Annotated in this window: 1 protein-coding gene; it reads left to right on the top strand. The window is 72.2% G+C overall.

All coding sequences use genetic code 11. The features are described from left to right. The coding region (locus tag D7318_RS32185) for a type I polyketide synthase (RefSeq protein WP_120700788.1) at positions 1-4,151 on the top strand (4,151 nt) is incomplete at both ends.

A 4,151-nucleotide genomic window follows, 5' to 3' on the forward strand; every position in this document is an offset into this window, starting at 1 on the left:
CGCCGCCGGGGTGGCGGGTGTGATCAAGATGGTGATGGCGATGCGGCATGGGGTGTTGCCGCGTTCGCTGCACGCTGATGCTCCGTCGTCGCATGTCGACTGGTCGGCGGGCGCGGTGGAGTTGCTGTCCGAGGCTCGGGCGTGGGAGGCCGACGGTCCGCGCCGGGCGGGCATTTCCTCGTTCGGGATCAGCGGCACCAACGCCCACACCATCATCGAGCAGCCGCTCACCGACGAGCCCGCCGAACGCCCCGCGCCCGCCGTGGTGGCCCCCTGGACCCTGTCGGCCCGCACCGAGGAGTCCCTGCGCCAACAGGCCGAGCAGCTCCGGGCGTTTGTCACCGAGCGGCCCGACGTTCCGCTCAACGACATCGCGCACACCCTGCTGTCTCGGCCCTCGTGGGAGCATCGCGCCGTGGTCGCGGGCCAGGACCGCGACCGGCTGCTGGCCGGACTCGCCGAGGTCGCCGACGGAACGGCGCCCGCACGTCCCGCCCCCGGCCGTCTCGCGTTCCTGTTCTCGGGGCAGGGGAGTCAACGGCTCGGGATGGGCCGGGAGTTGTATGGGGCGTTCCCGGTGTACGCGGAGGCGTTCGACGCGGTGTGCGCGCGCTTTGAACTCCCGGTGCGCGATGTGGTGTTCGGGGAGGACGCGGACCTGCTCAACCGGACCGAGTACGCCCAGGTGGCCCTGTTCGCGGTCGAGGTCGCTCTCTTCCGGCTGGTCGAATCCTGGGGTGTGCGGCCTGACTTCCTCGCCGGTCACTCGATCGGCGAGATCGCCGCCGCGCATGTCGCGGGGGTGCTGTCCCTTGACGACGCGTGCACGTTGGTCGCCGCGCGCGGTCGCCTGATGGGTGCGCTGCCCGAGGGCGGCGCGATGGTGGCGGTGCAGGCCCCGGAGGCGGAGGTGCTGCCGCTGTTGGTCGAGGGGGTCGACCTGGCGGCGGTCAACGGTCCGGATTCCGTGGTGCTTTCGGGCGACGAGGACGCGGTGGTCGAGCTGGCCCGGCGGTGGAAGCACAAGCGGCTGCGGGTGAGCCATGCGTTCCACTCGCACCTGATGGATCCGATGCTGGATGAGTTCCGGTCGGTGGCCGAGTCGTTGACGTTCCGCCCGGCCCAACTCCCCATCGCTGGCCAGCCGGAGAGCGTGGACGCCGAGTACTGGGTCCGCCACGTTCGCGACGCGGTCCGCTTCCATGACGCGGTCGAGTCGCTGCGCGCCCAGGGCGTCGGCACCTTCCTCGAGATCGGCCCCGACGGCGTGCTGTCGGCGATGGTCGAGGGCGTTCCGCTGCTCCGCTCCGGACGGCCCGAGGTGGACAACGCCCTTGCCGCCGCCGCTCGTTCCGGCGCTCGCTGGCCCGAGCTGCTGAAGGGCGCTCGGCTGGCCGACGTTCCCACGTATGCCTTCCTGCGCGACCGCTACTGGCCCACGGTGGCGACCCACCGCACCGGCGATGTGACGGCCGTCGGCCTCGCCGCCGCCGACCACCCGCTGCTCGGCGCCGTCGTCGGCCTGGCCGAGAGCGACGCCACGGTGTTCACGGGACGGGTCTCGCTCGATGAGCACCCCTGGCTGGCCGACCACGTGATCTCCGGAACCGTTCTGCTGCCCGGCGCCGCCATGGTCGAGCTGGTGCTGCGCGCGGGTGACCAGGTGGGCTGTGACCTGGTCGATGAGCTGACCCTCGAAGCGCCGCTCGTCCTCCCCGAACGCGGCGGCGTCGCCGTCCAGTTGACGGTGGGATCCCTCGCCGACGACGGCGGCCGGAGGACCGTGCGGCTCTACTCCCGCCCCGAGGACGACGAGGTGTGGACGCGGCATGCGAGTGGTGTGCTGGCGTCGTCGTCCGGTGGGGTGGTGGGTGAGGGGTTGGTCGAGTGGCCTCCTTCGGGTGCGGTGGCGGTTGAGCTGGGTGGGTTCTACGAGGGTTTGGAGTATGGTCCGGCGTTCCAGGGGCTTCGGGCGGCGTGGCGTCGTGGGGATGAGGTGTTCGCCGAGGTCGCCGTGGATGAGGCGGCGGGCTTCGGGCTGCATCCGGTGCTTCTCGACTCCGCCCTGCACGCCATCGGCCTCGGCGAGTTCGTCGGCGGCACCGGCTATCTCCCATTCGCCTGGAGCGGCGTCTCCCTGACCGCCGAGGGGGCGACCTCCCTCCGCGTGCGCGTGGCGGCGGCCGGGGGCAGCGACGCGGTGACACTCACGCTCGCCGACACCTCGGGCGCCCCCGTGGCCACCGTCGAGTCACTCGTGCTGCGCCAGCTTCAGCCGGGCGCCCTGCGCACCGGCCACCACGAGTCGCTGTTCCAGGTCACCTGGACGCCCCACCCGCTTCCCGAGGCAACCCCCGTCGCGGGCACGGAGATTGTCGTCGCCGGTGCCGCCAAGGACGGCTCCGTCATCCCCGACACGCATGCGGAGGTGGTGCGTGTGGTGGGGTTGTTGCGGGGGGAGCGTTCGGGTCCTTTGGCTGTGGTGGTGCGGCCTGGGGATCTGGTGGGTGCCGCGGTGGCGGGTCTGGTGCGTTCGGCGTGGTCGGAGGAGCCGGGGCGTTTTCTGTTGGTCGAGGGTTCGCCGGATGAGGTGTCGGCGGAGCTTGTTGCGGGTGCGTTGGCGGCCGGTGAGGGTCATGTCGCGGTGCGGGACGGGGGGTTGTCCGTTCCCCGCCTGACCCGCGTCCCGATCGGCGAGGCCGAGGCCGAGGACACCGGTTGGGGCGGCACCGTCCTGGTCACCGGCGCCTCAGGCGGGCTCGGCGGCTTGGTCGCCACCCACCTCGCCGCGGAACACGGCGTGCGCCATCTCGTCCTGGCCAGCCGACGCGGCACGGTCGCCCCCGAGGTGGCCGCCGAACTCACCGCCAACGGCGTCGACTTCGAAGCCGTGGCCTGTGACGCCGCCGACCGCGACGCCCTTGCCGCGCTCCTTGACCGCGTCCGGATCGACTCCGTCGTCCATGTCGCGGGTGTGCTGGACGACGGCGTGGTGGCGTCGTTGACGCCGGAGCGGGTCAGCGCGGTGTTGCGCCCGAAGGTGGACGGCGCCTGGAACCTGCACGAGCTGACCGCCGAGCGCGATCTCCGCCGCTTTGTGGTGTTCTCCTCTGCGGCCGGGGTGTTCGGCAACGCGGGTCAGGGCAACTACGCGGCGGCCAACGCGTTCCTCGACGCGCTCGCCCGCCACCGTCGTGAACTCGGCTTGCCTGCCCAGTCGTTGGCGTGGGGGCAGTGGGCCACGGGGATGTCGGGCCGGAACACCGGTGAGGCGTTGCCCGATGACGAGGGCCTGCGGCTGTTCGACACCGCCGTCGGCATCGACCTCCCGCTGCTCGTGCCGATGCGTCTCGATCTGGCCGCGCTGCGCGGGGCCGAGGTGGCGCCGGTGCTGCGCGGCCTGGTGCGCGGCCGCGCCCGGCGCGTCGTCGAGGACGGCATGGCGGCCCACCTCGCCACCCTGCCGGAGGCCGAGCGGGCCCGCACGCTGCTCGACCTCGTGCGCCGCCAGGTGGCCGCCGTCCTCGGGCATAGCGGCCCGGCGGATGTGGATCCCGAACGGGCTTTCACCGACCTGGGTTTTGACTCGTTGAGCGCGTTGGAGCTGCGGAACCGCCTCAACGCGGCGACCGGCCTGCGCCTGCCCGCGACCCTGATATTCGACCACCCGACCTCGGCCGACCTCGCCGACCAGCTGCTCGCCGACCTCGTCGGCGAGGCCACGCCCGCGCTCGCGGCGGCGACGGCCACGCTCGTCGATGACGAGCCGATCGCGATCGTGGGGATGGCGTGTCGTTTCCCGGGTGGCGTGGCGTCGCCCGAGGAGCTGTGGCGGCTTGTCGCGGACGAGGCCGACGCCATCAACGCCTTTCCGACGGACCGTGGTTGGGATGTCGAGCGGCTGTATCACCCCGACCCGGACCACCCCGGCACCAGCTACACACGGCATGGCGGCTTCCTGGAGACGGCCGCCGAGTTCGACCCGGCGTTCTTCGGGATCTCGCCCCGCGAGGCCCTGGCGATCGACCCGCAGCAGCGGTTGTTGCTCGAGGCGTCGTGGGAGGCGTTCGAGCGTGCGGGGATTGATCCTTCGGGGTTGCGGGGGAGTCGTACGGGTGTGTTCGCGGGGGTGATGTATCACGATTATGCGC

The organism is Streptomyces radicis (genome assembly GCF_003626575.1).
Taxonomy (GTDB): Bacteria; Actinomycetota; Actinomycetes; order Streptomycetales; family Streptomycetaceae; genus Streptomyces; species Streptomyces radicis.